Below are 25584 nucleotides of genomic sequence, written 5' to 3' on the forward strand. Positions count from 1 at the left end.
TAAAATGGCGTTTTGCCCGTAATTACTTGCTGTCCACACGCCCACAGAAAAGACCCCCTATACACCCATTTTGAACTTATCCACCACCATCCCCTAAGCCCTGCGGATAAAATTGATAAAAGGAGCAAGTAGCGGTCTAGCCACTTAGTAGTTTCCACCAAATTCGGTGAAAAAAAGATTAGTGACCAAGCTATGCTGCTGTCTATTTCTATCCCTTACGTACTCAGCCCAAGAATCGCCGTAGACTAGCCTGCTCGGTGAGTAAGGTTTGCTGGTGGCGCTTAAGGGTGGCTTCGAGCTGATAAAGCATTCGACTTCGGTGTGGCTCTCGGAGAATAGTGGCAGAAACATGTTGAAACCGGCGTTCAGCCTGATCAATGCGTTCTTCTAGGTGAGCAATACAGATGTGGTGCCGTCGAATACGTCGGGGTTTTAGTGCCAGGAGTCTTTGTCCATAAAGGATGTCCAGTTTAATCGGGTCCGTTAAGTGCTGCTGCCATTCGTTTTGGAGTCGTCTTAAAGCAGGCAAATAGGTCGTTTCCTTCTCCTCGATTGGAATAATACTGAGCCGGCCTGCCTCCAGAATGGTGACCTTTAGTACCCTGTTCCCGTAGGTGATGATATCATCCAGGATACCCATCTCGACTTCTAGTTCCACTTCCCCAAAGCAAAACGCCCGGATTTGGCATTCTAAATCAATCGTAGTGAAGACAAAGGCTATAGCTGTGTAATCTATAGATGGATGGTATTAACGCAAATAGGCAATGAACTTGGCTGACAAGCTCTATCAGGATTTGATGGATTGGTTGACCTAATTTACTTATAATAATCTGATTTTCAATAGGTTGCATCATTCATATGTATTCGTACCGTTGGTTTAATAGGATATTTGCCAAGAAATCTAGCTTAAGGAGATCAGGAGGGCCTACTTATTGATACGACTCACTCAACATTTGGCGCTAAACAGGATTTCTTTTGAACTAGGATGACTGGCAAGCAGCTCTACATTAAAAGTGATTAAGGGAATAGTCAGTTCTACTCCAAACTTAAAGTCACTTCATAAAATGAGTCAGAAGCTTACTAAGTCAATCCCAGACGGATGGGCGCTCTTGCGACTAGCCTTGCGGACCAATCATCGCCAGGAACTCATCGATAATCAAGCTGCTGAAGAGTAAGCCAAGTTTCGATTCGATTAGTGCCACCAACAGGAAATGGCCCAAATCAGTTTATTCCTCAACCCACTAGGGTGGGCTCAAACCATTACTCGCTACCGGGCTCAACAAGTCCAGACTCAGTTGAGTAATCTGGCTCGATGCAGCGGGGCATAAACATAATCAGATGGATGAAAATCAGCAGAAAGGCATGGCTCCCGACGAATTTTCCGGGCGGCTGTTGCGAGCTGTTTCGCAAGGGAAAGAAGAAGTGTACATTGTTGGCTCCGGAACATATGGCAATCACCTGAAGCGGTTCTTTCCAGGGTTATTGTCGAGAATTCTGCGAAACAGGGAAGAGGCTTGAGTGTATGTCTTTTTGTGTTGATTGATAAGAAGCGTACCCGCCTGCTACACTTTTGCATTAGCCCCACTTAGTATAGTTGAATAATTTACTTTTTTATTAATGAAATTCTTCTCAAAAAACTCATAGGATAGTGACGATACCGCGATTAAAATAACGAAAACCAAGGGATATAAAATAAAATTATTTTCAATTTTAAGATATTGCAATATTTTAATGGAAAAGACGATTACTAACGGATGAAACATATATAAACCATATGATATTTTGCCCATATAATTTGACCAGGTATTTTCCATGGAAAAAAGCCTATTCGCATTAGCCGCAAAATTACTTATCAATATTCCCCAAAGAATGGCGTAAAATTCGTCATTTAAATGGGGAAAGTTGAATCCAATTGCAATAGAAAGAAACGTAGTAGCTAATACGACTACTTGCGTCGACGTAGTAAATAATAGTTTACGAATAACGGTTGAAGTAGAACTATTTTTGTAAATCAATAAGGCAAATAGTCCCCCAATTGCCATGCAGTGTATAGGCGTTGATATCCAGTAGCCATTAAAAATAGTAACAAACTCGTTTGTGGGTAATAAATGAAAAGAGAATTTTATGAGAAGATAGCCAATTATAATGCCCAACAGTAAGAACCATTTATTTTTAACATACCTCATTAGAAATGGCCAAACCAGGTAAAACTGCTCCTCAGCGCCAATAGACCACGTTTGCGCGGCATAAGAAACTGAGCCGAATAGATTCAAAACCAAATTTGGCAGTAGCATAACGTACAGGCATAATTTAACAAATAAATGGCTCCATACTACGTCTTTGCTGAATCCTTCAATTGTGAAAAAATCGATAAATGGAATAATGAAGAAAGTAGCAATTATGATCAGATAGTATAAGGGCCAGATGCGTAGTATTCTTCTTATGTAAAAATTTTTAATAGCAATATTTTTTGTAATTTCCTGTTCCTTGAATAATAAAAAGGATATTAAAAAGCCACTCAGCACAAAGAAAAGAATTACGCCAAGTCTTCCAATCAATAAAATAATGGTATTGTTCCAATAGTTTGGGATAGGAATTCTAGTTTTTAATGCTTCGATATGATGAACAACGACCAGAAAAGCCGCAATACATCGAATGGCGTTTAAGTTCTCAAAATAAACTTTAACCGGAGCTTTTTGGTGAGATAGGATGCGAAGTTCAGTTGTAGTAATAAGCATGGAGAGGAGTTGGTCAGTTGAGTGAACAAACCTCTCCAAGGTATAAAAATGCGAACTACTTCATTCGCCCGTTTTATTGAACGGTTGAACCCTGTTTTTTTAGCATACAGGCACTCTGCCCTGGCCTTTATAAAAACGAGTAAAAACGAACGTAACGATGGACTACTGGCCTGGGAAGCTAAACAGATGCGCGTCTTAACAGTTAACTTGCTACGCAAATGATTGTGAACAATGACTGGCTCAACTATGCCATTGAATCAGGGAAAGGCGCTCAATGAGCGTTTAGATGTAGATTTCGCGTTAAAAGCAGCTCGGCTTGGCGTCTGGGAACTGGACCCGACCACCAACCTGATTAACTGGGACGATCGGTGCCGAAATCTGTTCGGACTAACGGCCGACGCTCCACTTCCTCTCTATGAACAGGCGCTACGTTATATTCACCCGGAAGATCGCACTCGGGTAGATCAGGCCGTAAAATGGGCGCTGGACCCAGCGTCTGGAGGGTCGTTTGATGTTGAATTTCGCACAATTGGCGCGGCTGATGATGGGCAACGCTGGGTTCGGTTTATGGGCCGGGGTTATGTCAATGAAGCGAACCAGGTGTATCGGTTTGCTGGTGTGGCTCAGGATGTTACGCCCTTAACAACGGCCGAGCAGCAGCGCCAGTCAACCGCTGATTTACTCCAGTCCATCTTCGACAGTTCGGCAGATGGCATCAGTATTCTCAAAAGCATTCGGGATGATGGGGGAGACGTAGAGGATTTTGAATACCAGTTGGTAAACAGAGTTACCGAACAGGCTAATAACCGGACTGATCTGGTGGGGCAGCGTTATTCAGTAGCGCATTCGGGGTTTAAGCAGGTAGGTTTGTTTGACAGCTTAAAAGCCGTTGTCGATACGGGCCAGACCCGGCGAATGGAGTTCCTGTATTCCGGCGAAGGGCTGAACAACTGGTACTCAACCACGGCCGTCAAACTCAATGATGGCGTCGTGCTAAGCTTTCAGGACATTACGCACGATGTTGTGGCCCGGCAGCAAATTGAAGCCAGTGAACAGCGATTCCGAAGTCTGATCGAAGAAGCTCCGGTAGCCACTTGCCTGTTAGTCGGTCGGGAAAGGATTATAGACGTGGCGAATGACGTTATGCTTAGCTACTGGGGAAAAGACCGTTCGGTTATTGGAAAGCCCCACGAAGAAGCCATACCGGAGCTAAAAGGTCAACCTTTCGAGCGGTTATTGGACGACGTGTTTGCGACAGGCAGGACGTATGAATCGAAGGGTGCTCCGGCCGAATTGGATATAAATGGTCAATTAGGCACGTACTACTTTGATTTTACGTATAAACCACTGCGCAATTCGGCGGGCGAAGTCGATGCTGTTTTAGCCATGGCTATCGATGTGACCGAGCAGGTTATCGCCCGGAAAAAGCTGGAAGAGAGCAAAGAACAGTTAGAATTTGCCATTGACGCGGCTGAACTAGGAACCTGGGACTTAAATCCGGCGACGAATAAGTTTACGGCGAATACCCGATTAAAAGAGTGGTTTGGCGTGCCACCGGAAGAGGAAATTCCGCTCACGCTTGCCACCGACGTCATTGCTGATAAAGACAGGCAACGGGTTACCGACGCTATCGAACGTGCATTACAGTACTCATCGGGTGGTCGGTATGATATTGAATACACCCTTGTTCATCCGGTAACCAAAGAGGAACGAATAGTACGAGCCAAGGGAAGAGCCTGGTTTACGGATGAACACGTAGCATATCGATTCAATGGCACGCTTCAGGATATAACGGAGGGAAAAAGAAATATAGAAGCCATGCTCGAAAGCGAGCAAAGCTTACGTAGCCTGATCGAAAGTGCCCCATTCCCCATTGGCGTTTATGTCGGCCGCGACATGCGCATCCAGTTCGCCAACCAGACCATTATGGACGTATGGGGCAAAGGGAATGACGTAGTGGGCAAGCGATACCCAGAGATACTTCCGGAACTGGCAAATCAGGAAATTTATGAACAGATAGAGCGTGTGTATAACACGGGTATTCCCTTTCACGCAAAGAACCAACGCGTCGATATCGTTGTGGATGGAAAACTTCAGCCCTTTTACTTCAACTACAGTTTTACACCACTTTTCAATGCGGAAGGTCAGGTCTATGGGGTGATGAATACGGCGGGCGAAGTAACGGATTTGATGGTAGCTAAGCAGCAGGTGGAAAAGACCGAAGTGGTGCTTCGGGGCGCTGTTGAACTGGCCGAACTGGCGACCTGGAGTATGGATATTCAAACCAGTACGTTTTATTATTCGGAGCGGTTTATGGACTGGCTTGGTTTCTCGAAGGCCACCAAGAGTTTGGATGAAGCCTATAATCCGCTGCCAGATGAGTACCGTCAGTCCGTTGCTAAGGCTATTGCCGACGCCGTCGAACCGGGATCGCCTGGTTTTTACGAAAATGAGCATCCAATCGTCAACCGACTGACGGGCCAGATACGTATCATTCATGCTCAGGCACAGGTATTCTACGATGCTGATGGGCGGCCCACGTTGCTGAGTGGCATGGCCCAGGATGTTACGGAGCAACGGCAGGTTCAACTTTCCCTGGAACAGCAGGTGCAGGAGCGTACCGAAGAACTGGAGGCCACCAACGAAGAGTTAGCCGCCACAAATGAGGAACTGGCCACAACGAATGAAGAGCTGGCCGCCACGAACGAAGAGTTTGAAGAAGCCAATCAACTCCTGATCCGGTCCAATGAGAACCTGGAGCGGTTCGCCTACATTGCCAGTCATGACTTGCAGGAGCCACTACGTAAGGTGCAGCAATTTGGCGATCTGCTGAAGAACCAGTACGCAGCTCAATTGGGCGACGGGGTTGGTTATCTGGAGCGTATGCAAGTAGCCGCTGGCCGAATGTCGAATCTTATCAAGGATCTGCTGAGTTTTTCCCGCATTTCTACCCAACGGGATACCAGCGAATCGGTGCCGCTCAAGGATATAGTTCAGGGAGTCGTTAACGATTTGGATCTGGTGATTCAGGAGACGGGTGCACAGGTAATTATTGAGTCTTTGCCCAAAGTCCAGGGTGATCCTTTACAGTTAGGTCAGCTCTTTCAAAATTTGCTCAGCAACGCGTTAAAATTTCGTCAACCCAACGTAAGCCCAACCATTCAGGTAAAGGCCAAGATTTTATCTGCTCGGGATTTGCCAATGTCTGTGAAACCGGCACGCGCGGTCAGGGCCTACCATCGCATCCGTGTATCGGACAATGGGATTGGCTTTGACGAAAAATATCTGGACCGCATTTTTCAGGTTTTCCAGCGGTTACACGGCAAAAATGTATACGCTGGGACGGGTATTGGCCTGGCCATCTGCGAGAAAGTTGTAACGAATCATGGAGGTGCCATTACCGCTACCAGTAAACCCGGTGCCGGTGCTACGTTCGATGTTTACTTACCCGCAGAAAGCAACGCAAATTAATATACAGAAAGACCGGCCCATCACAGCCGGTCTTTCTGTGTGTACACAGAATAATGTTAATGTATCAGGATTTTACAGGCGTCTTTAACAAACTCTTTCGCACTTTATCGGCAGCGGCCAAGTCCATTAGCGTAATGTTGGCCCGCTGGCGCATGGTCGGCGAAGCCGTCAGGAACTCCGTAGCCATTTGAATCAGCAACGCGGCCGTTGCGGCACCATTCGTTTTGCGACGAACTGAGCGATTAGCGTCCGATGAGGGTGATAATTTACTGGCAAGATATGTTGACTCCATTTATCGACGTTTCTGTTGTTTACGTTCTAGAATAAGAACAAAAAAGTAGCCATTTTGGGTCAAATCTGATGCCTTTTCAGGCGATTTTTTAAGGAAATTTTACGAATTAAACTTGCTCCTTATAGAGTCTTATTCGTTTGATGATTAGTGCATTATGGATAAGACTTATCCATAAACTACGCTGGGCTTGATTTACAAATCCAGCGTTAATTGCCCGGTGACGGGCCGGGTATTTTCCTGGAGGCTGGAGAGCGAAACACCCAATAATCGGATGCCCTGAGCGAGCGGCAGGATCGACTGGAGCAGGTCAAGCACAAGGCGTGTTAACGTTGTTTTGTCACTGACGAAACTCAGCGAACTACGGCTGCGCGTAATCTGGCTAAAGTCGGCGTATTTAACTTTCAGGGTGACGGTTCTGCCCAAAATGCCGGTACGTTCACAATAGCTCCACACATTGTCGATGAGCGGAACCAGGCATGCCGCCAAAACAGGGTAGTCTGTTAAATCCTCTTCAAAGGTGGTTTCTGAACCAACTGATTTTCGAACCTGATTTGGCGTTACGGGCCGGAGATCAATAGCACGGGCGATGGAATAGTAATGTTTTCCGACTTTGCCGAACTGTTGCGTTAAAAATGCTTCGGTCTGCTGACGAAGGTCCAGACCCGTAAAGATGCCAAGCTCATTCATCCGGGCTGCCGTTACCCGACCAACTCCATGAAATTGCTCTACTTTCAAGGACTCGACAAAAGCCAGTCCGTGCTGCGGTTTAATGATATATAAACCGTCTGGTTTGTTATAGTCAGACGCCAGTTTCGCCAGGAATTTGTTGTAGGAAACTCCCGCTGATGCCGTCAGGTAGGTTTCCTGTTTAATCTGGTCTTTAATAGCCTGGGCTAGTAACGTAGCCGAAGGATTGTTGGTGAGGTTCTCCGTTACGTCCAGGTAAGCCTCATCCAGTGAGAGGGGCTCAATCAGTGGGGTATACTGAGCGAAAATAGCCCGTATCTGCTGGGAAACGGTTTTATAAACTTCAAAACGCGGTTTAACAAAAATGAGATCAGGACATTTGCGAATGGCTATGGAGGACGCCATGGCAGAGCGTACACCATACTGGCGGGCTTCATAGCTGGCGGCCGCTACGACTCCGCGTTGACGGGAACCCCCCACAGCCACGGGCTTTCCTCTAAGGTCAGGATTGTCCCGTTGCTCGACCGATGCATAGAAAGCATCCATGTCAATGTGAATGATTTTACGGTTTACGTGCTCCACCGCCTTACCTGCTACGTTGCTGATACGCTACCAGCTTATCTTGTTTATTCCTGTTTCATCAGACAATATAAGTACTTTATAGTACAACTATATCATAACCATAAAATAACTATTCCTTATTTTTGCCGCATGCAATTGAGTACAGAACATCAGGAATTAGTCAATTTCTTTACCAATCGATCGTTACCGACTGGTCCCCAGCACATTAATGAGTACAGTGTTTTTCTCAATCTACCGGGTGCCGTGTCCTCCCAGATTAAGCAATTACAGAGTGATGTTGACACGTCGCGACGATCGGCCGCTTTGATGCTGAATCAAGTCCGAAACTGGCTGATGAAGCAGGAAATCCCTCGTTAATGATCGATCGATCCGACGTCGAGGCCAATGTCGAACGCCTGCTTATTTCTCGTACTGACGTATCATTTCCTGAAGACGGTTTGCCTGTTTTTCCAGTCGCTTATCCCATTTGGCATCAATCCGGCCAATCAATTTATGATATGTTTCGTGGACGGCGTTCAGACAACAGTATGTACTATACGTCTCCATAAAGGCTGCCAGTAAGTCAAGATCATCGGGCTTAAAGTGGGAAGGCAACGGGTACCGTTGTAGAAATTCTTTAGCTGGTTTCATTAACTAAGTCACATAAGCACAGTCATGTTTTGTCGGAATATGCCATGGCATATTTTTTATTAGTGCTACGTTAAGTAGTGACGGAAATTATATATTTTGTCACACAGCGGGTGAAAAACAACTCGCCTGAGCCAGGGAATAATTGGCTGTTGGAACTGTAAAATCAACTCCAGTCTCTACCAGACATAGCTAGTCTGATTATAATGCTAGTCTGGGCTATTTAGCGTTAAATCCAGCGGCAACGGGTTAGGGAAATACGGCCATGGGCACCTTCGCCCTGGCTGGCAGCACAAATAGTAATTTCAATACAGCGGTAGGCTTTCAGGCGTTGAACAGCAACTCTTCGGGTTCGTTCAATACAGCGATAGGTACCGTGGCTTTACTGGCAAATACCACGGGTGAGTTTAATGTAGCTTCGGGTTACAAGGCCTTGTTCAAAAATATTGATGGCTTTGGGAATACGGCTATAGGCTCTGTCGCCTTGCAGGACCTAGTGCCGCTAGTCCAAACTTAACTAATTCGACAGCTATCGGCGCTAATGCTGTTGTGAGTGCCAGCAATACAATTGTGCTCGGCGACAATACTATTACCTCGTTACGTTGCAATGTGCAATCGATCTCTACTCTTTCTGACAAGCGCATTAAAGAAGATAGTAAAGCTGTCGTGCCTGGGTTGAGATTCATTACCCGGCTTACCCCAATTACGTATCATATAAATAAAACTAAGGAAGCTCAGCTTGTAGGCTATCCCTTAACAAACATCAGCGAAGATAAAGCGCTCCACAGTGGTTTTCTGGCCCAGGATGTTGAAGAGGCCGCTAAAGCAGTAGGCTATAATTTTGAAGGTGTCCGCCAGGAAGAAGGGGGGAAATATTATACAGTAAGCTACACACTATTCGTCATGCCGTTAGTACAGGCGGTGAAAGATCTCAACGCCGAAGTCAACCAATTAAAAGCAGAACTGGCTGAGGTAAAAGAAAAAGAGCAGACAAACCAGGCACGACTTGATAAGCTGGAAGCGCTGATTCAGGACACGACACGTAGCAAGGCTATTACGTTTCATCCCTGAGTAGTCTGCTGATGGAAGGAGCGATCCGAACTGCCAAATAATAAAATAGCGGACTATTTAGTAAAGAAAGTAGGTAAAAAGACGTTTAAGGAGGAAAAACCTCCTTAAACAGTCAATACATGGCAAATCAGCCCGGTGGTTGGTTCGGTAAATTGAGTAACCTGATTATACCAGCCAGCCAGACCGAAACCAGCCCGGTTCCTGCCGTTACCAACAAGCGTATGTTGGACGAACTCGTTGCCAGTTTCGAGGACTCGATCAGCAGGGAGTCAGTTGGGACGAGTATGTTGTTCAATGCCCATTTTCTGATTATTCTGCATCCAGACACCTACGAAGATCGGCAGAACGCGTTTCCGGTTGTGGTCAACGAAGCCGTACAGGCGTTTAAAGCAGTTATCGATTCGCGTAAGGAAGCCTACGGGCGTGTGTCGCCGGTCGCGTCGAGCTGGTTTTTTAAATTTGGCGCGGGGCGGGAATTCGCTGGTGAGCCGGTAACGCCCACTGATGTAAAAGTGGTTGGGGCGCTGACCGGCATTCTGCCCGGTAACGTAGCAGCCAACGCCCCATCGGAGAAAGTGAATGTAACGCGTCGGGTGAAGTTAACCAACCGATATGAGAAAGTTGACGTCGATCTCAGCACCTTTCAGCAAATTGATTTCCGCGAGCCGGGCGCTTTCGTCGTTAAGTTTAATTTCGAGAACACCCCCGTCCGAGTACCGGCTGCGGGGGCTACCAAAGTGGCACCTGCTACGTTACCGCGTAGCCTTGATGCGGGCCTGGCACAAATTAGCTACTACCTGGCTGAACAGAACAAAGAGTCCTCGTACCTGATGCGTGACCGGGAAATTGTGGTCGCCCGAAAAGAGTCCGACAATCAGCACTTCCCGAATTACCTGCTGCTCGAATCGGCCTACGTATCGAATCCCCACGCCCGGATTCGGTATGATGACGCGACGCAATCCTTTCAGATCGCGTCATTCAGCCGAAACGAAACCCGCGTGAACGAAAAACTGATTCCACGTAGTGAACCCGCTAGTCCACAGTGGGTTGATCTGCCGGGAAAGTCTCAGATTTTACTGAACAGCATGGTTACGCTTACCTTTCAAAGCAATACGTAGCACCGTGATCGACTTTCTGCTTGTCTTTTTATTGTTCCTGTTTGTTGTCTTTTTAGTTATCAGGCATTTTCAGGATTTACCCCGCTGAGTATAAACCATACTCAATTGCATGAGGTTATTGTTCACGGGCACTAATCCTGCTTAGCTGTTAATCGTAGCAGCCCAACTTTATCTCTTTCGAATGAATTCATTACTGATTGCTGGTCAAACCGATGTAGGCAAACGTCGGGAGGACAACCAGGATACGTTTATTTGTACGACGATCTGGGCCGATACCAGCGCGTTGCTGGTAGTCATTGACGGGGTTGGTGGGTATGCCGGGGGCGACAGAGCTGCGGCCATTGCTAAGGAGTCGATCGAGCGCTACATGGCAACGCCAAACGGCAATCCGCTGTCGATGCTACGGGAAGCAGTGGTATTTGCCAACAATCAGATCAATGACCAACGCCAGCAGGACCCGCGTCTGGGGCAGATGTGTTGCGTGTTGACGGCAGCTCTCGCCGATAGTATCAAGCGTAAATTATACTACGTTCATGTTGGCGATACACGCCTGTACCGTTTTCGATCAGGAGAACTTACCAAGCTGACGCAGGATCATTCGATGGTGGGTGTTCGGGAAGATGCCAATGAACTGACCGAAGCAGAAGCCATGCGTCATCCACGCCGGAACGAGATTCTGCGCGAAGTTGGCTCGACAGAACACCGGGTCGATGATCCTGATTTTCTGGAATCGGGAGAAACCGATTTTCTGCCCGGCGATCAACTGCTGTTGTGCAGTGACGGCCTGACGGATATGATTACAAAAGCCCAGATCAAGGCTGTTCTGAAACGACCCATTTCGCTGGAAGACCAGACCGCTGAGTTGATCCGGGTGGCCAATGATCAGGGAGGGAAAGACAATATTACTGTTGTGCTGGCCCAAAACATGAGTCAATTGACCGAACCAACTGCCCTGGAAAGCACGACTCTGTTGACCGACACTCGTACCCAACAAGTGCCAACTGCTACGTCCGCGCCGAATGTTTCCGCCAGCGTCCCTCCGGTACCAACGCCCAAAAAACGATCTTCAACGGGCCCATGGATTTTCCTCATCGTCCTTTTGGTGGGTGTAGTGGCTGGAGTCGTGTGGTATCAGTCATGGCCATCCGGTGAACCCAGACTGGCAAGCGATAGTCTCCACACCGAGACCGGTCAGGCTGATACCGTTGACTTGTCGATACCGGCAAAAATAAATTCCCATTTGGATACGCTGGTGCAGGCAGCTCACCGAAGTCCCGATCATCGGCTGGTTCTATCCGATGATACACTACGTATCGACCAACCCCTCTCGCTGACAGATTCGTTACTTGCCATACTTGGCGGTAATCGCCTGACGGTAATTATGCCCCGTGATACCTCGAACGCTATGGTGGCGCTCCGGGTTGATCGCCGGGGAGCCGTTAGCCTAACGAATCTGGTTATCCGTGGATTTGAAACCGGCATCGAAACCACGGGTGAGGCCCGTCTCCAACTGAACAAGGTGTATTTCAGCCAGGTGGGTCTTCCCGTTCGGGCGGTTATTCGGCAGGATACGTGCCTGAATACGGTCATTGCCATTGCGGTTCAAAAACAACCTGTTCCGTCTAAACCACTACGTCCCTGATGTCTACCGTTCGATTCAACACCCAGTTCCCCGGTTACGAAGTGCTGAGTGAGTTAGGACGTAGCAACGCCCGCATCCTCAAGGCACGCCATCTGGACACCGGCGATCTGGTCGCAATCAAGCACTTCGCCCTGAACACCGATGCCGAAACGCTACATCGGTTTCAGCGGGAATCGCAGATTATGACCAGCATTACGCATCCCAACATTGTTAAGGTTCGGGACGTACAACTGGAAGCTGACCTGCCCTATGTAGTTATGGAACTGATCGAGGGCGGCAGTGTATGTGACCTCATCAAAGAGCAAGGTCATCTGGACGTACCGACGACCATTCGGCTGGGATTACAAATGGCCAGCGCGCTCCGGGTGATTCATGCGCAGGGGATTGTTCACCGCGATATTAAACCCGATAATATACTTTATCGGCCATTGCCCAGTGGAGAACTGCATTTTCTGCTGACTGATTTCGGGGTTGCGCGGCTTCATGAACAATCGAACACGTTGACGGGGCAATCGTTGATGACCTACGAATACGCGTCGCCTGAGCAGTTTAATGATCCGAAAGGCGTAGGGCCAGCCACGGATTATTATTCGCTGGGTGTCGTGCTGTACGAATGCCTGACCGGGAAGGTGCCCTTTGCCATGGGCGACCATTCGGGAATCGTTACGTTCATGAATAAGGTGCTTTCAGAAGCTCCGCCCGCAGTGACAGTTTCGACCAGCGGTCAATCACTTAGCCCATTCACCGACTTGCTGGAACGGCTCTTAACGAAAAAAGCCGCTGATCGTTTGAGTGATCCCGACGAACTGACCTGGTTGCTCAAACAAGCTGAACTTGGTTATTTACAGGCAAATCGAACGAATCGGATTGAGCAAAAAGCGGTTACGGCCACTGCGCCACTGGTAACCACCCGGACACAGTCACCAATCGGTATGCCGCCAGCCAACGTAGTATCAACTCAGGAGACGACTTCCCGAAAAAGCATTGGTGGTCTGCCAATTTTTGCCTTTGCTGTTTTCGTATTGCTTATTCTGGGGGGCGTGTATTACATCACCACAAAGCCTGGCTCCTCCACGAAACCAGCTTTTGAATCCGGCACGGGTTCATCCAGTGGGGACCAACAAATGGCTGGTGATTCGGTAACAGACGATGCGCAGCCGGACACGCTTGCGGCACGAATTCAACGGGAAGCCGAGGAAGCACAACGCCGGGAAGTATTGCGACAGCAAGCCCTGCTGGCGGCTAGAAGCGTCACGGTAAAAGTGCCTTATTACAAGACCGGCCTATTCGGTGGAATTAAAAACGTACAGCTTCAGTTGGAAAATCCGACCCGTCTGACGTTTACCTACGTATTGGTTCAGGTAAACTACATCAAAGACAATGGGAAGATTTACAAGTCAGAGAAGGTGTACTTTAACAATGTGGCTCCGAATTCATCGCCGATGCAGACCGCTCCAGACAGCGACCGGGGAACCAAGGTTTCGTGCAAAATCGTAAAGTATGAATCGCCGGATATTCCGTCGGATTCCGATTCGTTAACCACATCTATCCCAACACAGCCGATAAACTAATTTTGCCGATGCCAACCGTCAGCGTCAACACACATTTTCCGGGTTACGAAATAATAGGCGAATTAGGTCGATCGAATGCCCGAGTGCTGAAAGCGCGTCATCTGGACACGGGCGACCTGGTGGCGATCAAACACTTTACCGTCAATACGGATGCCGAAACGCTCCGTCGATTTCGGGTTGAGTCACAAATTATGACCGACATCCGCCACCCGAACGTAGTGCGCGTGCGCGAAGTGCAACTCGATATGCCGATGCCGTTCATTGTGATGGAGTGGGTGGAGGGCGGCAACCTGCGTACGCTCATCGACGAACAGGGGACCTTGTCGGTTGCCACAACGATCCGGCTGGGTTTGCAGATGGCCGAAGCGTTCAACGCCATTCACCCGAAGGGCATTGTCCACCGGGATATTAAACCCGAGAACATTCTGTACCGACTGCTCGCCAGTGGTGAACTGCATTTTTTGCTAACTGACTTTGGCGTTGCCCGCCTGCGGGAGCAAACGCAAACGATGACGGGTCAGTCGCTGATGACCTACGAATACGCATCGCCCGAACAGTTCGATAATCCCAAAGGTGTGGGCGTGGCTACCGATTATTATTCGCTGGGCGTCGTGCTCTACGAATGCCTGGCGGGTAAAGTGCCGTTCTCCATGGCCGACAGTGCGGGTATTGCACTGTTTATGAGTCAGGTGCTACGTACGGCACCACCGGCTCTGTCGCTGCCATCGGGCCAGTTCCTGCCGCCAAGCCTGAATCTGCTCCTGAACTGGACGTTAGTGAAAGAGCCCGCTGAGCGGCTGAATGACGTAACAGAGTTAGCTCTGCTACTCAATCAGGCTAATGTAGAACTGTTGCAGGCTAACCGTTCCGGCAATCGGCCAACCCCGATCGGTCCATCCACGCGGACGCAAACAGCCCCCAGTCCGGTGGCTCAACCGGCAGAATCGTATGAACCAGTTTATGAAGATGAACCCAGTACGTCGAGAGGGTGGATTATACTCCTGGGGCTCGTTGTGCTGGGACTAATCATTAGTCTCACCCTGATTTTTACGAAAAAGCCCAAAGAAACCAGGTCAAACGTCCTGCCCGATTCGACCGTGACCACGGTAGACTCTTCTGAGGGGGACGAACAAATGGCACCCGATTCGGCAACGCTTTCAGTGCCTGAACAAGTCGAAGAAACCAGTACTGATTCGGCGGTGACGACACCTCCGGTCACCACTCCGAACATCAATACAACCGTTACAACCGACTCGACAGCCGTGGTCGATTCGACAAGTACTCACCAGTAAAATCAATTTAGTGTTAGTACGTCACCTTTTCTGCCCATAAACTCATATTTATGGGCAGAAAAGAGCTTACGCCTTCTACTCAGCAAGTCATAGGACCATCCCTGTAAAATAGGCCTCCCTTCAAAGTACAGCCGCTTATATTTCTTCGTCAATAGTAAGCGATTTCCATCTTTTCATCTCATTACTCTATGTTCAGAAAGAAACCGGCGGCTGATGGTAAGCCGTCCAAACCCAAAAAAACGCCCCTTCGGGAATGGCTCGACTCGCTCCTGTTTGCGGTGATAGCGGCTACGTTGATCCGGTTTTTGACCTTTGAAGCCTTTGCCATTCCGACGCCATCAATGGAGAATAGCCTGATGGTAGGCGATTTCTTGTTTGTCAGTAAGCTCCATTATGGAATTCGTACGCCGAAAACGCCCTTGCAGGTGCCACTTACACATCAGAAAATTTGGGGCACGGAGATTCCATCCTACAGCACTGCCATTCAGCTTCCATCCTATCGACTGCCTGGGTTGACGCATGTAAAAAACGGGGACGTCGTGGTCTTTAATTATCCGCCACCCAAGCCCGGCGAACCTGAATACCCAACCGATCTGAAGACCAATTTCATAAAGCGTTGCATTGGTATTCCGGGCGACGTAGTAGAGATACGCCAGGAGCAGGTTGTTGTCAACGGAAAAGCCGCTCCCATTCCTGCCCGATCCGAAACTACGTATTTTGTGAAAACCACCGAGGTACTCGACGAGCGATTTTTTCGGAAATACGACATTGTCAATGATTTCAAATCGCCGGAGGGACCGTTCATAAACTGGCAGCCACTTGAGCTATATAACGATTCGACCAAACTATCGACGCTGGTTGGGTATCGCGTTAATGCGACGCCTGCCACCATCGCTAAATTCAAGGACTTTGATTGGGTCAAAGGTATTGAACCCATGCCAGCGAAGCCCGGCGAATTGGCACCTGGTATTTATGGTGGAGCCGCCTACGCCTGGAATCAGGATAATTTCGGGCCATTGGCTGTCCCTAAAAAAGGTGTAACTATACCCATCAATAAACAAACGATTGCGGTGTACGGGCCGGTCATTAAACGCTACGAAGCTAACCGTAACGTGGACGTAACACTAACCAGCATCAGTGTCGATGGCCAGCCGATAACGACGTATACGTTTAAACAGGATTACTACTTCATGATGGGCGACAACCGTCACAATTCGGAGGATTCCCGCTATTGGGGGTTTGTGCCCGAAGACCACATCGTTGGCAAGGCGGTATTCGTCTGGATGTCCATTGATCCGGTTCCGGCTGACATCTGGCACAAAGTTCGCTGGAATCGCCTGTTTCGGCTGATTGAATAAGCTACGTACCCGCGTCTTACTAAAGGCAGAACTTTCTATGGGAGTTCTGCCTTTTTCGTTTCAGGCTAAAAAAAAGTCAGCATGTCTAACCGATCGACGGATGCCTGTTGGTGGACACGGGCCATCGCCAGGCATTGTTGATACATGCGTATCATTTACCTATAAAGATTGAGTAATCTATCCTTTTGTGCGTCATCGACGAAGTTTGCTTCAAGTAAGTTGACGAGTAGTTGCAGGTTGGTAATCGCATGTTCGATAAACTGGATATAGGCTCTGTAACGCACTATTCGTTGATGGGTTAGGCTAACCAAAAAGTTGTGCGTATCCATCGCTGGCGAGGGTAGTGGCGTTGACAGAATAGCTTCCCATTCCCGTTGCAGTTTTTGGATAGGCGCTGCGAAGGGCCCGCCATCAAAAGCCTCCAGGGGAAGTTCAATACGTTGTCCTTTATCAATAATGTACGCCTGTTGTATTTGATGATTTGTGGCCTTCAATTGACTCACTAGTTCAAAAGCGTCTTCTAGCTCCGTATACGTTTGAAAGTGCCGGACTTGGTCAGGGGTGTCGACAATGCTCAAGAGAAGAAGGACCATCGTAGTTGATGCGCTAATGGTGAGCCACTGCCTGATCAATGAGGACCAATGCATAGTGTGGTACTATCCTGGTATGAAAAAAGATGGACAATAATGTAGTCTATTAAACTATAGCCCCGTAGGACCGGATGCCTTTTAGCTGATCCTGCAAGGCTATAAAGACTGTCTTTCGGCGGAAAATCGATCAATTTGCTGCCGGGAGCAGGTATAGGGTTGCCATAGGCACCATAACACCCTTTTTGTCAGGATGGGGTTTCTGCCCAAGAAGTGGGGATTGGGCTACGACGACCCGATAGGGCGCTGACTTGCGGTCGGCATTCATTAATGACACCCGGTGTTCAGTCCCTGCCTGAAACGTAGGTCCAAAAGCCGTATCAAAATCGACCCAGGCATCGGGGGCTAATTGAGTGGTTAATGTCTGGGTATTGTCGGTGTACAACATAAGCCGAAGCAGTACTTCGGGGGCTAATAAAGTTGCGTTTTCGATCGGAATGTTCATATAATATAGTTGTTGTATTGTATTGCAAGTAAAATACAAATAGCTAAAAAAGCTAACACTATTTTTGAACGGTACCTTCGAAAATGGGGCCTAGAAAACGTATTGTCTAGCGGGTGTGATAATCCGATGCCAGTCCCTGATAGAGCCAGTTGGCCAGAGCCTGCCGATTATCGGCCAGCAAAAACCGACGCTGATCCAATTGGTTTTGGATATTGCCCAGCTCAATAAATACAGTTGGCGCGTGGCTGTTCTTGACAACATACAGGCTGCTCCGGCTGCTTACCCGTCCACAGTAAGGTCGGGCGGGCCGATAGCGTTTGTAATTCGTCTGGAATTTGCGATGGATGTGCTGGGCTAGTTTTTGCCCGGCTTTACTACCCGGATGATGATAGAAAAACACATCAACCGCCTGACCTTTGCTTCGACTGTCGACATGAAGGGTTACGAATCGTTGATAGCCCTTGTGACGGGCAAATTGCTGGTTTACAGCCGTGGTCGTTTGCCGGAGCCGGGTTGTCTGGTGATGGGAGATCGCCTGGTTCGGGTAGGCAACTTCATCGTAGTCGATGGGTAGGAGGGCCCCATCCCGAATGCCATCGTTCGGGTCCTGCACGAGCATATACACTGATGCACCATGTTGAAGCAATACCCGGGCGAGCCGAATCGTGACATCATAGGCATACTCATCTTCGGCAAGTAACGATTTACCCGCATGACCAACGGCTCCGGGGTCCGGGCCGCCATGACCGGAAGCCAGATAGTAGACGCATCCGCTCAGTTTCCTGTCCAGGACAGCTACGTGGGCATCCCGTTTCCCCAGGAGTGGCATGACCACTACGTTAGACCTGGCTGCGACTTTCTTGGCAGACGCAGTCGTTTTAACTGACTTCGTCATTTTAACCGAATGAGCCGATGAGCGGGTTGCTTTAGCCGTAATCCCTGTCGAACGTTTACTGGCTGATCTTGAACGGGCAGAAGCATGCCAGGTTGTTTTTTTTGCTTTAGCCTTGAACGTGGTAACGGCCGGATGGCCGGTAACGTCCTGAAAAGCAATGACTATCAGGAGAAAACCGGCGAATGAACGTAGTAAGGAGGGCAAAGGACTAGTCAAAGTAGAGAATGATCAGAATGGAAATATGGATACGTTACCTGATTGCTGTAGGTCTGAAAGATGCCCTAAATGAATCTGACAGCTACTTACATCCCTGTCAAAACGGTAGATGGACGTATTTCAGTACATAGTGGCCTGAAGAAACGGCTACCTTTGTGTATGGATTACTTTAAAAACCTGCTTGACTTATTAAAGGCTGAACGAGAAGAAGACCGTAATCAGTATCGCAAACTTACCGAAACGACTTCAATTGCCGAACGCCGGGCCAATGGCCTGACCTGGTACCCCATTGCCATCAGGGGCTCCGAAATGAGTCGGGGAGATTACGTAACGGTCGAAGTGGAACGTACCACGCATCAGGATATTTCGCATCAACTGCGTTCGGGCATGCCCGCCCTGTTTTTTAGTAACCACGACCCTAAGACCGACCGGGTCGAAGGCACGATTTCCTACCTAAGCGGCAATCGGCTTAAAATTACGCTGCTTACCGACGAATTGCCCGACTGGTCGCGGGATGGCAAGCTGGGTGTTGAAATGCTCTTTGACGACAAGAGTTATGACGAGATGCAGGAAGCCCTCAAAACGGCTAATACCCTTAGTGAGAACCCCCAGAATCGGTTAATTAATATCCTGACCGGCCAGAAGTCACCCACCTTTCATGCCGATGTACCCAGGCTGTCGATTCCAAAATTAAATGAGAGTCAGCTTCGTGCCGTAGAAAATATACTGGCCGCCAATGAACTGGCTATCGTTCATGGCCCGCCCGGAACGGGTAAGACCACGACGCTGGTGCAGGCCATAAAAGCCTTGATTCAGCAGGATCACCAAAAGATACTGGTCGTTGCCCCCAGCAATACGGCGGTCGATCTGTTAAGTGAAAAATTGCATGAAGAGGGGCTGAACGTATTACGGGTAGGCAATCCCGCCCGTGTATCAGAGCGATTGATGGCGCTCACGCTGGATCATAAAATGGCCGAACATAGCCTGATGAAAGAAGCCAAAAAGCTGAAAAAGCAGGCGAATGAGTTCAAGAACATGGCGCATAAGTACAAGCGCAGTTTTGGCAAAGCCGAGCGGGATCAGCGAAAAGCGCTCTTTGATGAAGCCCACCGGATTATGAAAGACGTCGGGAATACGGAACAATACATCATCGACGATCTGGTGGCGAAAGCGCAGGTCATAACCGCTACGTTAGTGGGTTCTAACCAGTACATGATTCGCAACCTCAATTTTCATACGGTTGTCATCGACGAAGCGGGACAGGCCCTGGAACCCGCCTGCTGGATACCCATTCTGAAAGGGCAGAAACTGGTTCTGGCGGGTGATCATTGCCAGCTTTCGCCAACTATAAAATCGGCTGAAGCTGCGCGAAAAGGGCTGAGTACCACCTTGCTGGAAAAGTGCGTGACGTTGCATCCCGAAGCCGTTACGTTACTTGAAGAGCAGTACCGGATGCACGAACACATCATGGGCTACTCGTCGCAGGTGTTTTACGATAATCGGGTAAAAGCCCATGCGTCGGTGGCGACTCATTCGCTGTTCTCGGGCGACAGGTCAATCGCGTTTATTGACACCGCCGGGTGCGGATTTGAGGAAAAACTGGAGGGTACCAGTTCAACGAACCTAGAAGAAGCCGCTTTGCTGTTTAAGCACCTAACCCAGTTGGTGGCCGAATTGAGCCAGTTTTACACGCCACAGAATTTCCCAGGTATCGCCATTATTTCGCCTTACAAACAACAACTGAACGTACTGAACGAGCAACTGCTGCATTCGCCTGAACTGGAACCGTACCGGGCCAACATCTCGATCAACACGATCGATAGTTTTCAGGGCCAGGAGCGCGATATCGTGTATATCTCCATGACCCGCAGTAACGATGCCGGCGAGATTGGTTTTTTGTCAGATGTTCGCCGGATGAACGTAGCGATGACCCGTGCCCGGAAAAAACTGGTCATTGTGGGCGATAGTGCTACGTTGTCGAGCCTTGCTTTTTACGCTGACTTTGTTTCCTACGCCGAAGCGCACGACGGGTATCACAGCGCCTGGGAATGGATGTAATGGCTGCAAAACTGGCCATCTGCGAAAAGCATGCGCTTATACATTGGGGACTAATGCTTTCAGATTTGGGACATTGACACGACTATACAGGTAAGGTTTGTTATGTTTACGCAAGGCTATTTACCTCATCGTTCGAACGTTATCCGATTGATTTTCTCCCATCTTTAAACGCAAACGGTCATTCTATGGCAACTCGTGTACTACATTATCTAACCCTGCTGGCCGTGGCTGGCGGGCTGGTAACCTGTTCTGATCACCGCTTTCCCGACATTACGCCCGGCTCGACGACGTCTCGTTTGCGTGTTAAATCCCTGACGGAGGAATTACCCAATTTACTGCCTAAAGTGAGTGCCTTTCGCTACGACCAGCAGGGCCGGCTCAGTTCGATCATATCCTATCAGACGCCCGACAGCAGCGTGGCTGAAGTAATCTACAATACTTACTCATACGATGCTCAGAATCGACTGACAGGGCTGGGGCGACAACAAGTTCCATACCCCCGTCCCCAGGGTGGTCAGTTCAATCTAACTACGGGGTATAGCTACACATACAATAGCTTGAGTCAGGTGTCCGGTATACTCGGACCAAATTATTTGTCATGGTATTACACCTATGACAATGCCAATCAACTGGCGGGAAGCACTGTCTCTTTTTCACACCCACGGTTCAGTGTTGAGGGGGGCTATTTATTCACGTTTACTGGGAAAAACCTTACGCAAACGAGGGGTTTTATTGGGATCAGATATCAGGGGATGCCACCGGGATCGAATCCTCCTTTGTCTGGATTTAGCCCGACTACCTACACGCACGATGATAAAATAAACCCCTTCTACGGTGCGTTTGTGATTCCCTCAGCGGTGGGCGGTTTTGGCAATATTTTATTATCACCAGGTGCACTGATGACTAATGCGCTGTTTGGCGGATCAGATAATATACTTTCGTTAAGTCAAAACAACGTATTGTCTGAAACGCCACCGTCCGGGTCCACCGATAACTCAATCACGTATCAGTATCAGTATAATGCGGCCAATCTGCCCACGGTGCGCATAAAGACGATTACGCCATCTAACCCAAACTACCCTGTAACGACGGAGACGTTGCGCTTCGAGTATGAGACGTATTGACCCTGCATAAATTCTGATTCACTTATTTCCAGTAAGGCCACAGGTTTTCAAACCTGTGGCCTTGTCGTTTATCCTGCAACTGGGCGATATTCTAGCTTAATGTTATTTCATTATACCACTTATGAAGCCTTGTAGCAGGCATTTTATTAATTTTAGGTATACTGTACAGATATGAACGAAATTCACCTTTCACGAAGCTTTCTAAAAAGACCCCTTAACAGTGTGGTGCTGATCCTGATAGTCGTGCTGGTTACAGAAATACTGTCCTGGAGTATGAGTTATACGGCTAAATCGCAACGGATCGAAGCCGCTGGAGGCCTTTGGCAGTACATCAGTTTACTTGTTCGAATTATGGTTATTCCAGAGGTAGTTAGTGCTATTATAATTACGCTGGTTATCAATCTCGTCCATCGTTGGTTCAAGGTCAGGAGCGTTGCTGCCGATTGGTTTTCTGTAGCTAAATATGAACTTAGTTTTCTGCCCGTATTGGGCCTTGTCTATTTTCTATTTATTCCTTTTACCCAGTCTATACGCTATCTGTTAGCTAAGCTTCCAGCCTACTCTTTTTCTGACTACTGGAATGGCTACATCCTGACTAGCTATACGTGGCCCGTCTATTTTGTTTATCTTCTACCGGTATTGTTGCTGGGCTATAGCGCGCTTAATCTTTCGCTCCTTATTGATTTTTTGAAGCAGGACAAAACGTAGTGGATTCAATCGCCAATTTCCATCTCCAGCAAGGCGTAACTCAGGCTTTTGCCGTGTGTGTCCATCGTTAAGGACGTAGTGACGCCCCCCGTCAGGGCTTGCTGACACACAAACTGGAGGGCTGGCAGGTTCGGTAATTCATACCGGATCACGTCGCCCGCGATAATATCCCGCATATGATTTTTGACTACGTCAGCGGTTACCAGCGTACGGAGTAATTCGTAATCCTCGGCTCTGTAAGGAATTAGCGACAGGGTCAGCGTATTGCCTTTATCGCCCGCCCGGCTGTGGGCCAGGTCATAGAGTTTACGTTTCATGCGTGTAGGACGGTGACGTGAGACGTTGCTTTTAAACGGGGGAGGAGCGTCGAGACAATGCCCACTACCTCATGTATGTATTTTCGGGCTCCACCACCACCGGCGGGTCCGTTAGTATAGAGTGCTTCCACTTCCTCGCCAACTAACGCGGCCTGTTGCGCTGTGGTGGCCTTTCCCGCAACCCGCAACCGAATTTCGTAGGGGTCGGGGTAGTTGCCAAAGTTCGTTCGATGGACCGACGTACTGCCAATGTAATCGATCCGTAGATCCGTAAACCGCTCCTGCAGCCGTTCCTGAATGATTGATCCGGCAAGTTGCGCCCGCCCCAGGGCATTCGATCCGGCATAGGAGATTTCGCCTTCGCCGATATAGCCAGCTTCATAGCCAATGCTTACTTTCAGCGTATCGGGTCGGGTTTGACCGCGTCCACCCGACGCACTTACCTGATTGGGGCCGCTTTCGGTTAAACGGACTTGTGTAAAATCTGCAATCACATCGGGCGTGATGTAGCGACTCGGGTCCATCACTTCATACAATAACTGTTCTTTCGCGGTGGCAACGCTCAGATGTCCTCCGGTGCCTGCTACTTTGCCGAACACAGCTGCGCCATCCCGCGAAACATCGGCAAACGGATGTCCCAGATGTGCCATGTCAGGTACGTTTTTTCGGCCGGGATCGGCAAAATAACCACCGGTAAGCTGGCCTGCGCATTCCAGCAAATGACCAATAACGGTGCCTTGCCCGATCTGGTCAGCCTCATCCAGCGACCAGCCGAATTCATGCACCAGCGGGGAAACGAACAAAGACGGGTCGGCCACGCGTCCTGTAATGATAATACTGGCCGAAGTTGCCAGCGCAGGCAGGATCGCATCAGACCCCAGATACGCATTCGCCGAAATCAGCGGACCCGAATCGGTCAGGGGCTTGCCTGTTTCCAGCGCCGTTTCATCACCCGAAAGTTGATCAAATACATCATCGCCCGTCACGGCAGCTACGGTTATCGGTAGGTTCAAGCGTCGGGCAATGCCGCAGATTTTTTCGGCCGCTGCCAGTGGGTTTGCCGCTCCCATATTCGTGATCAGACGAACGTTATTAGCTAGCAAGTGAGGCAACAGACTCTCGATTCGGCGTTCCAGTAGCGGGTCGTAGCCTTTGGTTGGGTCCTGGCGTTTGCGTTTTTGCGCCAGCGCAATGGTACGTTCGGCCAGACATTCCAGCACGAGGTAATCCAGTTGGCCCTGCTGGACGAGCATAACCGCCGGTTCGAGCCGATCGCCGGAAAAGCCCGCCCCACAACCAATTCTAATACGTTCTTTCATTAGAAAATAAAGAGCGAAAGAGTGAACCGGAGCGCCTGACCGGAGTGAAAGAGCGAAGAACTGAACGAGGTAACACGTTCAGCATTTTTAATGGCGAAGCAAGTCTGTTTCATAAGTGAATCGACCCGGTTAAAAGGGCTGCCAGCGTCATCACTAACGTAGTGCCGAAGGCCCATTTGAGGATAAACTTCTGGTGATCGCCCAGATCAACTTCGGCCAGACCAACCAGCAGAAAGGTCGATGCCGTGAGTGGACTGACCGGAAAACCAACCGTCATTTGCCCCAGCAAGGCCGCCCGTCCAATCTCCAGCGGGTCGATGCCAAATTGGGTTGCGGTCTGGCTCAGAATCGGGACGACACCAAAGTAATAGGCATCGGGTGTAAAGAGCAGACTCGCGGGCATACTCGTTACGGCCGTAAGCGTTGGTAGCCAGTTGGCGTGCTGTTGTGGAATGAGCGAAACGACCGACGTTGCCATTGCATCGATCATATGGGCACCCGTCAGGATACCCGAAAAAACACCGGCTGCGAAGATCATACTCGACACCATGAAAATGTTGTTGCCGTGACTCTTCACCACCTTCTGCTGATCGCTGAGTTTGGGGTAATTGATCAGCAGCGCGACCACACTGGCTACGATAAACAGAGCCGCTGCCGGTACCCAGCCTTTCATCAACGTAGTGATGAGGGCAATGGTCAGCACGGCATTTACCCAGAAGAGTTTCGGACGGCGAAACTGCCGTTGTTCTTCAGTCAGGTTTTCCTGATGAACGTAGCGGAGGTCGACGACACCCAGCCGTTTTCGCTCTTTCAGACCAAACCAGTACGCGACAAACAATACCCAGGCAACCCCCGCCAGAATCGCCGGAATATTGGGATTGAAGAGGTGCGGAGCATCGGTTTTTAAGGTCGAAATAGCCCGCGCCGACGTCCCCGACCAGGGCACCAAATGCATCGGCCCGACGCTCAGAGCCACAATGCCCGATAACATCAACCGGTTGATACGTAGCTGTTTGTAAATCGGCAGGAAGGCCGATAGTACGATCATGAACGTAGCGGTACCATCGCCGTCGAGGTGAACGATCATGGTTAGAATAGCCGTTCCGACGATGACTTTCAGCGGGTCGCCTTTCACGTAGCGGATAATGGCGGCAATGATCGGATCGAACAGACCTACGTCGAGCATCGTCCCAAAATAGAGTACGGCAAACATCAGCAGAATCCCGGTTGGGGCTACCTGCTTTATGCCCGTCAGTACCATCTCACCCAGTTCTTTCGGGCCAAATCCTGCCAAAAAACCCATGACGACCGGCACCAGCACCAGCGCCGTCAGCACCGACAATCGTTTGGTGATAATCAACAGCAGGAAAATGCCAATCGTGGCGAAACCGAGTACAGAGAGCATG

24 protein-coding genes are annotated in these 25584 nt (G+C 49.1%); 13 read left to right on the top strand and 11 right to left on the bottom strand.

All coding sequences use genetic code 11. The annotated features are described in order from the left end of the window. Positions 1–223: 223 nt before the first annotated feature. Positions 224–658, bottom strand: a complete 435-nt coding sequence (locus BM202_RS00005; protein WP_143100605.1) for a hypothetical protein — start codon at positions 656–658, stop codon at positions 224–226. Between the two features lie 680 nt (positions 659–1338). Here BM202_RS00005 and BM202_RS00010 point away from each other — a divergent pair. Then, on the top strand, positions 1339–1518 hold the full coding sequence (locus BM202_RS00010) for a hypothetical protein (protein WP_093822430.1): 180 nt from the start codon (positions 1339–1341) through the stop codon (positions 1516–1518). A 44-nt stretch (positions 1519–1562) separates the two neighbouring features. Here BM202_RS00010 and BM202_RS00015 read toward each other — a convergent pair whose 3' ends face one another. Further along, positions 1563–2738: an acyltransferase family protein gene (locus tag BM202_RS00015; RefSeq protein WP_093822431.1), complete on the bottom strand. Its 1176-nt coding sequence runs from the start codon at positions 2736–2738 to the stop codon at positions 1563–1565. A gap of 231 nt (positions 2739–2969) precedes the next feature. On the opposite strand from BM202_RS00015, the gene BM202_RS00020 reads away from it, so the two are divergent. Next, a complete protein-coding gene (locus BM202_RS00020) occupies positions 2970–6209 on the top strand; it encodes a PAS domain-containing protein (RefSeq protein ID WP_093822432.1) in 3240 nt (1079 codons plus the stop codon). Between the two features lie 64 nt (positions 6210–6273). Here the strand turns inward: BM202_RS00020 and BM202_RS00025 are convergent, their stop codons facing one another. Next, on the bottom strand, positions 6274–6501 hold the full coding sequence (locus BM202_RS00025) for a hypothetical protein (protein WP_093822433.1): 228 nt from the start codon (positions 6499–6501) through the stop codon (positions 6274–6276). Between the two features lie 192 nt (positions 6502–6693). Next, entirely contained in the window at positions 6694–7734 is a 1041-nt protein-coding gene (gene dinB, locus BM202_RS00030) for a DNA polymerase IV (RefSeq protein WP_093822434.1), read from the bottom strand. A 165-nt stretch (positions 7735–7899) separates the two neighbouring features. Here dinB and BM202_RS00035 point away from each other — a divergent pair, with 165 nt between their 5' ends. Then, positions 7900–8127 (top strand): DUF6965 family protein, encoded by a 228-nt coding sequence (locus tag BM202_RS00035; protein WP_093822435.1) that lies wholly within the window; start codon positions 7900–7902, stop codon positions 8125–8127. 42 nt (positions 8128–8169) lie between these two features. Here BM202_RS00035 and BM202_RS00040 read toward each other — a convergent pair whose 3' ends face one another. Next, entirely contained in the window at positions 8170–8400 is a 231-nt protein-coding gene (locus BM202_RS00040; RefSeq protein WP_093822436.1) for a hypothetical protein, read from the bottom strand. Positions 8401–8662: 262 nt separating this feature from the next. Here BM202_RS00040 and BM202_RS00045 point away from each other — a divergent pair, with 262 nt between their 5' ends. From BM202_RS00045 to lepB, 7 genes are all read left to right on the top strand, one after another. Then, positions 8663–8914: a hypothetical protein gene (locus BM202_RS00045; RefSeq protein WP_093822437.1), complete on the top strand. Its 252-nt coding sequence runs from the start codon at positions 8663–8665 to the stop codon at positions 8912–8914. Between the two features lie 92 nt (positions 8915–9006). After that, complete coding sequence (locus tag BM202_RS00050; RefSeq protein ID WP_177236469.1) at positions 9007–9468, top strand: tail fiber domain-containing protein; 462 nt, start codon at positions 9007–9009, stop codon at positions 9466–9468. A 119-nt stretch (positions 9469–9587) separates the two neighbouring features. Beyond that, positions 9588–10586 (top strand): FHA domain-containing protein, encoded by a 999-nt coding sequence (locus BM202_RS00055; RefSeq protein WP_093822439.1) that lies wholly within the window; start codon positions 9588–9590, stop codon positions 10584–10586. Between the two features lie 181 nt (positions 10587–10767). Next, positions 10768–12228 (top strand): PP2C family protein-serine/threonine phosphatase, encoded by a 1461-nt coding sequence (locus BM202_RS00060; RefSeq protein ID WP_093822440.1) that lies wholly within the window; start codon positions 10768–10770, stop codon positions 12226–12228. Continuing rightward, on the top strand, positions 12228–13799 hold the full coding sequence (locus tag BM202_RS00065; protein WP_093822441.1) for a serine/threonine protein kinase: 1572 nt from the start codon (positions 12228–12230) through the stop codon (positions 13797–13799). The genes BM202_RS00060 and BM202_RS00065 overlap by 1 nt, the downstream gene beginning before the upstream one ends. Before the next feature lie 8 nt (positions 13800–13807). Next, on the top strand, positions 13808–15091 hold the full coding sequence (locus BM202_RS00070; protein WP_093822442.1) for a serine/threonine-protein kinase: 1284 nt from the start codon (positions 13808–13810) through the stop codon (positions 15089–15091). A 188-nt stretch (positions 15092–15279) separates the two neighbouring features. Next, a complete protein-coding gene (gene lepB, locus BM202_RS00075; protein ID WP_093822443.1) occupies positions 15280–16449 on the top strand; it encodes a signal peptidase I in 1170 nt (389 codons plus the stop codon). A gap of 155 nt (positions 16450–16604) precedes the next feature. Here lepB and BM202_RS00080 read toward each other — a convergent pair whose 3' ends face one another. From BM202_RS00080 to BM202_RS00090, 3 genes are all read right to left on the bottom strand, one after another. Beyond that, positions 16605–17042, bottom strand: a complete 438-nt coding sequence (locus BM202_RS00080; RefSeq protein WP_093822444.1) for a hypothetical protein — start codon at positions 17040–17042, stop codon at positions 16605–16607. A 184-nt stretch (positions 17043–17226) separates the two neighbouring features. Continuing rightward, the gene (locus BM202_RS00085) at positions 17227–17541 is read right to left on the bottom strand and encodes a hypothetical protein (RefSeq protein WP_093822445.1); all 315 of its coding nucleotides are present in this window, start codon (positions 17539–17541) and stop codon (positions 17227–17229) included. Between the two features lie 106 nt (positions 17542–17647). Next, on the bottom strand, positions 17648–18652 hold the full coding sequence (locus tag BM202_RS00090; RefSeq protein WP_245776462.1) for an N-acetylmuramoyl-L-alanine amidase family protein: 1005 nt from the start codon (positions 18650–18652) through the stop codon (positions 17648–17650). Positions 18653–18811: 159 nt separating this feature from the next. On the opposite strand from BM202_RS00090, the gene BM202_RS00095 reads away from it, so the two are divergent. The 3 genes from BM202_RS00095 to BM202_RS00105 all read left to right on the top strand — a co-directional run bounded on the left by BM202_RS00095 (position 18812) and on the right by BM202_RS00105 (position 22542). Then, positions 18812–20710: an AAA domain-containing protein gene (locus BM202_RS00095; RefSeq protein ID WP_093823525.1), complete on the top strand. Its 1899-nt coding sequence runs from the start codon at positions 18812–18814 to the stop codon at positions 20708–20710. 185 nt (positions 20711–20895) lie between these two features. After that, positions 20896–21834, top strand: a complete 939-nt coding sequence (locus BM202_RS00100) for a hypothetical protein (RefSeq protein WP_093822446.1) — start codon at positions 20896–20898, stop codon at positions 21832–21834. A 171-nt stretch (positions 21835–22005) separates the two neighbouring features. Further along, positions 22006–22542 (top strand): hypothetical protein, encoded by a 537-nt coding sequence (locus BM202_RS00105; RefSeq protein ID WP_093822447.1) that lies wholly within the window; start codon positions 22006–22008, stop codon positions 22540–22542. A 5-nt stretch (positions 22543–22547) separates the two neighbouring features. Here BM202_RS00105 and BM202_RS00110 read toward each other — a convergent pair whose 3' ends face one another. The 3 genes from BM202_RS00110 to BM202_RS00120 all read right to left on the bottom strand — a co-directional run bounded on the left by BM202_RS00110 (position 22548) and on the right by BM202_RS00120 (position 25583). Then, positions 22548–22859 carry an AtuA-related protein gene (locus BM202_RS00110; protein WP_093822448.1) on the bottom strand — a complete coding sequence of 104 codons (312 nt, stop codon included), beginning with the start codon at positions 22857–22859 and terminating at the stop codon, positions 22548–22550. Continuing rightward, complete coding sequence (locus BM202_RS00115) at positions 22856–24178, bottom strand: acyclic terpene utilization AtuA family protein (protein WP_093822449.1); 1323 nt, start codon at positions 24176–24178, stop codon at positions 22856–22858. Before BM202_RS00115 ends, BM202_RS00110 begins: the two co-directional genes overlap by 4 nt. A 109-nt stretch (positions 24179–24287) precedes the next feature. Further along, complete coding sequence (locus tag BM202_RS00120) at positions 24288–25583, bottom strand: CitMHS family transporter (RefSeq protein WP_093822450.1); 1296 nt, start codon at positions 25581–25583, stop codon at positions 24288–24290. Position 25584 lies beyond the last annotated feature (1 nt).

The organism is Spirosoma endophyticum, assembly GCF_900112365.1.
GTDB lineage: Bacteria > Bacteroidota > Bacteroidia > Cytophagales > Spirosomataceae > Spirosoma > Spirosoma endophyticum.

Bases quoted from the DNA above. Each gene is read 5' to 3' on its own strand.
- BM202_RS00010 (WP_093822430.1), top strand. From the start codon at position 1,339: ATGGATGAAAATCAGCAGAAAGGCATGGCTCCCGACGAATTTTCCGGG.
- BM202_RS00015 (WP_093822431.1), bottom strand. From the start codon at position 2,738: ATGCTTATTACTACAACTGAACTTCGCATCCTATCTCACCAAAAAGCT.
- BM202_RS00020 (WP_093822432.1), top strand. From the start codon at position 2,970: ATGACTGGCTCAACTATGCCATTGAATCAGGGAAAGGCGCTCAATGAG.
- BM202_RS00025 (WP_093822433.1), bottom strand. From the start codon at position 6,501: ATGGAGTCAACATATCTTGCCAGTAAATTATCACCCTCATCGGACGCT.
- dinB (WP_093822434.1), bottom strand. From the start codon at position 7,734: ATGGATGCTTTCTATGCATCGGTCGAGCAACGGGACAATCCTGACCTT.
- BM202_RS00035 (WP_093822435.1), top strand. From the start codon at position 7,900: ATGCAATTGAGTACAGAACATCAGGAATTAGTCAATTTCTTTACCAAT.
- BM202_RS00040 (WP_093822436.1), bottom strand. From the start codon at position 8,400: ATGAAACCAGCTAAAGAATTTCTACAACGGTACCCGTTGCCTTCCCAC.
- BM202_RS00045 (WP_093822437.1), top strand. From the start codon at position 8,663: ATGGGCACCTTCGCCCTGGCTGGCAGCACAAATAGTAATTTCAATACA.
- BM202_RS00055 (WP_093822439.1), top strand. From the start codon at position 9,588: ATGGCAAATCAGCCCGGTGGTTGGTTCGGTAAATTGAGTAACCTGATT.
- BM202_RS00060 (WP_093822440.1), top strand. From the start codon at position 10,768: ATGAATTCATTACTGATTGCTGGTCAAACCGATGTAGGCAAACGTCGG.
- BM202_RS00065 (WP_093822441.1), top strand. From the start codon at position 12,228: ATGTCTACCGTTCGATTCAACACCCAGTTCCCCGGTTACGAAGTGCTG.
- BM202_RS00070 (WP_093822442.1), top strand. From the start codon at position 13,808: ATGCCAACCGTCAGCGTCAACACACATTTTCCGGGTTACGAAATAATA.
- lepB (WP_093822443.1), top strand. From the start codon at position 15,280: ATGTTCAGAAAGAAACCGGCGGCTGATGGTAAGCCGTCCAAACCCAAA.
- BM202_RS00080 (WP_093822444.1), bottom strand. From the start codon at position 17,042: ATGGTCCTTCTTCTCTTGAGCATTGTCGACACCCCTGACCAAGTCCGG.
- BM202_RS00085 (WP_093822445.1), bottom strand. From the start codon at position 17,541: ATGAACATTCCGATCGAAAACGCAACTTTATTAGCCCCCGAAGTACTG.
- BM202_RS00095 (WP_093823525.1), top strand. From the start codon at position 18,812: ATGGATTACTTTAAAAACCTGCTTGACTTATTAAAGGCTGAACGAGAA.
- BM202_RS00100 (WP_093822446.1), top strand. From the start codon at position 20,896: ATGGCAACTCGTGTACTACATTATCTAACCCTGCTGGCCGTGGCTGGC.
- BM202_RS00105 (WP_093822447.1), top strand. From the start codon at position 22,006: ATGAACGAAATTCACCTTTCACGAAGCTTTCTAAAAAGACCCCTTAAC.
- BM202_RS00110 (WP_093822448.1), bottom strand. From the start codon at position 22,859: ATGAAACGTAAACTCTATGACCTGGCCCACAGCCGGGCGGGCGATAAA.
- BM202_RS00115 (WP_093822449.1), bottom strand. From the start codon at position 24,178: ATGAAAGAACGTATTAGAATTGGTTGTGGGGCGGGCTTTTCCGGCGAT.
- BM202_RS00120 (WP_093822450.1), bottom strand. From the start codon at position 25,583: ATGCTCTCTGTACTCGGTTTCGCCACGATTGGCATTTTCCTGCTGTTG.